At 76.1% G+C, this 4,678-nt stretch carries 2 protein-coding genes; both read right to left on the bottom strand.

Annotation, left to right across the window (positions count from 1 at the left end; translation table 11 throughout):
- Positions 1-1,019, bottom strand: a 1,019-nt coding sequence (locus ABEA77_RS33570; protein WP_345655919.1) for a beta-ketoacyl synthase N-terminal-like domain-containing protein, incomplete at its 3' end; no start/stop codon positions are given.
- A gap of 76 nt (positions 1,020-1,095) precedes the next feature.
- The coding region (locus ABEA77_RS33565) for an acyltransferase domain-containing protein (RefSeq protein ID WP_425588450.1) at positions 1,096-4,678 on the bottom strand (3,583 nt) is incomplete at its 5' end.

Genomic DNA, 4,678 nt, shown 5'->3' with positions numbered 1-4,678 from the left:
GCCTCCACCACATCCACCTCACCCGCACCAACCCCCGCACCCGCCAACGCCGCCCTGATCATCCGCTGCTGGGCGGGGCCGTTCGGCGCGGACAGGCCACTGCTCGCGCCGTCCTGGTTGATCGCCGTGCCGCGTACGACGGCCAGCACCGGGTGGCCGTGGCGGTGTGCGTCGGACAGCCGCTCCAGGTACAGCATGCCGGCGCCCTCGGCGAGCCCGAAGCCGTCCGCGGCGGCCGAGAAGGGCTTGCACCGGCCGTCGGGGGCGAGTCCGCGCTGCCTGCTGAAGCCGATGAAGGTACCGGGCGTGGACATGACCGTGACGCCCCCGACCAACGCGCCCGTGCACTCGCCGGCGCGCAGGGACTGCACGGCCAGGTGCAGGGCGACCAGCGACGAGGAACACGCCGTGTCCACCGTCACCGCGGGCCCTTCCAGCCCGAGGGTGTAGGCGACGCGTCCTGACGCGACGCTGAGGCCTTTGCCGGTCATCAGGTGGCCCTCGACCCCGTCGGTCGCCCTGTGCAGGTGCGGGCCGTAGTCAGGGGCGACGGTCCCGACGAAGACACCGGTCCTGCTGCCGCCGAGCGAAGCGGGGTCGATGCCTGACCGTTCGACGGCTTCCCACGACGTTTCGAGCAGCAGCCGCTGCTGCGGGTCCATCGCCAGCGCCTCGCGCGGCGAGATGCCGAAGAAGTCCGCGTCGAAGTCGCCCGCGTCGTCGAGGAAGCCGCCCTCGCGGGTGCTGGTGGTGCCCGGCCGGTCCGGATCCGGGTCGTACAGGGCGTCGACGTCCCAGCCGCGGTCCTCGGGGAAGGGCGTGACCGCGTCCCGCGCCCCGGCCAGCAGGTCCCAGAACTCCTCGGGGCTGCGCACCCCGCCCGGGTAGCGGCAGCCCATCCCGACGATCGCGATCGGCTCGCGCGCCGCCGCCTCCACTTCCTCCAGGCGCTGCCGGGTCCGGTGCAGATCGGTGGTCACCCGGCGGAGGTAGCCGAGGAGCTTTTCCTGTTCCGACATCAGAACCTCACGGTACGGAGCTTCGGGGACTTGGACGGGCGGCGTGCGGGGGTGCAGAGAATGCCGGAGCGCGCCGTCAGGACGCTCCGAACTCCCGGTCGATGAAGCGGAACAACTCGTCGGCCTCCGCGGACTCCAGGTGGTCGGCGGTGCCGCCCGTGGCCCCGCGGCCCTGGCCGTCCGGTGCCGCCGCTCCGGGGGCGGTCACGTCCCCGGCCCCGCCGTCCCGGTCGCCGGCCCATCGGGACAGCAGGCCGCCGAGGCGGCTCGCGACCATGGCGCGTGTCGCGTCGTCCGGCTCTGTGCCCGTGCCGAGCAGCGTGGCCTCCAGCCTGTCGAGCTGGGCGGCGAGGGGGGTGCCGCCGTCCTCCGCCGCCCCGGTGCCGGCCAGTTCCGTGCCGAGGTGTTCGGCGAGCGCGGCCGGGCTCGGGCAGTCGAAGACCAGCGTGGTGGGCAGCCGGAGCCCCGTGGCGGCGTTCAGCCGGTTGCGCAGTTCCACTCCCGTGAGCGAGGTGAAGCCGAGATCGAGGAAGCCGCGGTCGGGCGCCACGGCCCCCGCCGTCCCGAGGCCGAGTACGGCCGCGGCGTGTTCCTGGACCGACCTGAGCAGCACCCGCCGGCGCTCCCCGGCGCCGAGGCCCGTCAGGCGCCGTACCAGCGGCGCCTCGTCCGGGCCTGCGGCGTCGGCGGGGGCGGGAGCGCGCCGTGCGGTCGCCTGCCGACGGGGGCGGTCGCCCGGCAGGGCCGGACGCGGGACGAGTACGTCGCCGCCGCGTACGGCCAGCCGCTCCTCTCCCGCAAGGACGGCCCGGTGCAGGGCGTCGAGCGGCACCGCGGAACCGTCCACGTCGACCAGTGTCAGCCGCCCCGGGTTCTCCGCCTGGGCGGAGCGCACCCCTTCCCACACCGGCACCGCCGCCGGAGCCCGGACGTCCACACCGGCCCCGGTGGTCACCGCGCCCCGCGTCACCACGGCGAGCCGCGCGCCGGCGAAGCGCTCCTGCGCCACCCACTCCCGCACCACACCGGGCGCTCCGTCCCCGGCCGGGGCCGTCCCCTCGCCGGCCGGGCCCGCGTACACGACCGCCACGTCCGGCGCGTCCGGTGCCCGACCGCCCAGGGCACCCAGGTCGTCGAACGACTCCGCCCCCCACGCCTCGGCCAGCCCGAGGACGTCCTCTCCCACCACGGCGCACCGCCGCGTTCCGCCCTCCGGAGGCCCGGGAGGTGTCGCGGGCACCCAGTGCTCCCGCTGCCCGTCCCCCTCCGCCCCGACCGCGGCCGCGAGCTCCGCCTCCCGTACCGGACGGGTGACCAGGGCGTCCACCGACAGCAGCGGCGTGCCCGCCGTGTCGGCCACCGTCATCGACAGCCCACCGTCGCCCTGGGGCGCCAGCCGTATCCGCACCGCCGTGGCCGTGGCCACGGGCGCGTGCAGCGACACACCGCTCCAGGAGAACGGCAACCGCACCGCGCCGGCGCGATCCGCGCACGCCAGCCACGCGTACAACGCCGCGTCGAGCAGCGCCGGGTGCACCGCCAGGCGGCCGGTGCCCGCCATGTCGGGCAGCTCCACCTCGGCGAACACCTCCTCGCCCCTGCGGCGCACCGACCGCAGCCCGCGAAACGCCGGCTCGTACGCGAGCCCGGCGGCGGCCATCCGCGCGTACGTGCCGGCGAAGTCCACCGTCTCGGCCCCTTCCGGCGGCCAGGCGCCCGCGTCCTCCGGGCCGCTCACCGTGCCGCCCGCGCCCAGCACACCCCGCGCGTGACACGTCCACGGACCGCGGCCCCCGCGGGCGTACACGCTCAGCCCACGCCGGCCCTCCTCCTGCGGCCCGCCGACGGCGACCTGCACCTGGGCCGCGCCTTCGGCGGCCAGCACCAGCGGTACTTCGAGCGTCAGCTCCTCAAGCCGGCCGCACCCGGCCTCCTCCCCGGCCCGAAGGGCCATCTCCACCAGCGCCGAACCCGGGACGGCCACCCGCCCCAGCACCGTGTGGTCGGCGAGCCACGGCTGGTCGCGCGGCGAAAGGCGCCCCGTCAGCAGGAACCCCTCCGCCCCGGGCAGCGGCACCGCCGCCCCGAGCAGCGGGTGCTCCGCCGGCTCCAGGCCCATCGAGGCCGCATCGCGGGACCCGGCGGCAGCGCGCGCGTCGAGCCAGTACCGCCGGTGCTGGAAGGCGTACGTCGGCACGTCCACGCGCCGCGCGCCCGAGCCCGCGAACACCGCGGCCCAGTCCACCTCCGCGCCGCCCGCGAACGCCTCCGCCACGGACGCGAGCAGCCGCTCCCGACCGCCCTCGCCGCGCCGCAGCGATCCCACGGCTACCGCCGCGGCCCCGCAGTCGTCGGCCGTCTCCGCCACGCTCGTCACCAGGGCAGGATGCGCGCTCGCCTCCACGAACACCCGGAAGCCCTCGCCGAGCAGCACGCGCACGGCCTCGTCGAACCGCACCGTACGGCGTGCGTTCCGGTACCAGTACCGCCCGTCCAGTTCCGACGTGTCCAGCACACCGCCCGTCACCGTCGAGCAGAACGGGACGGCCGACGTCCGCGGGGTGAGCCCGGCGAGACCTCGCTCAAGCTCGGCCTCGATCTCCTCGATATGCCCGCAGTGCGAGGCGTAGTCCACCGGCAGCCGACGCGCACGGACCCCCTCCGCCTCGCACGCCGCCAGCAGTTCCCCGACGGCCTCGACGTCGCCCGACACCACGGCCGCCGCAGGCGCGTTGACGGCCGCCACCGACAACCGCCCGCTCCACGCCGCCAATCGTTCCTCCACGGCCTGAGCGGGCAGCCCCACGGACGCCATCGCCCCGCTGCCCGACAGCGCACGCAACGCGCGGCTCCGTACCGCCACGACCCGCGCGCCGTCCGCCAGCGACAGGCCGCCCGCGACCACCGCGGCCGCGATCTCCCCCTGCGAGTGACCCACTACCGCCGACGGCACGACGCCCAGCGCGCGCCACGTCTCCGCGAGCGACACCATCACCGCCCACATCACGGGCTGGACCGTGTCGACGCGGTCGATCCACTCCGGGCCCTCGGCGCCTCGCACGATGTCGAGCAGCGACCAGGGGACGTACGGGGCCAGCGCCACCGCGCACTTGTCCATCCACTCCGCGAACACCGGGGACGAGTCGAGCAGTTCGACCGCCATCCCCGCCCACTGCCATCCCTGGCCCGGGAAGACGAACACCGCTCTGCTGTCGGATCCGACGACGGTGCCGTGCGTCACGCCCGGGGCTTCCCTGCCGTCCGCGAGGGCGGCGAGGCCGCGGGCCACCGCGGCGCGGTCGGCGCCGAGGACCACCGCCCGGTGGTCGAACACCGCTCGGGTGGTCGCCAGCGAGAAGCCGACGTCGGCCGGCGCCGCGGCGTCCCGGCCCTCGTCCTCGTCGGTGAGCGGCAGCAGCCTCGCGGCCTGTTCGCGGACGGCCGCACCGGACTTCGCCGACAACACCCACGGGGTGGCGCCTCCGGTGTGGAAGACCGGTGTTCCCGCCGCTGACTGGCCGTCCGCCCCGGCCTCGGCCGCCGTCTGCTCCGGTGCCGGTTCCGTGGATTCCTCCAGGATGACGTGGGCATTGGTCCCGCTCACGCCGAAGGACGAGACGCCCGCCCGGCGCGCCCGGCCCGTCTCGGGCCACGCGACA

Source organism: Streptomyces tremellae (assembly GCF_039540215.1).
Classification (GTDB): Bacteria; Actinomycetota; Actinomycetes; order Streptomycetales; family Streptomycetaceae; genus Streptomyces; species Streptomyces tremellae.
The sequence above is the reverse complement of the archived record's forward strand: the minus strand, read 5'-3'. Positions and strand labels throughout refer to the sequence as shown.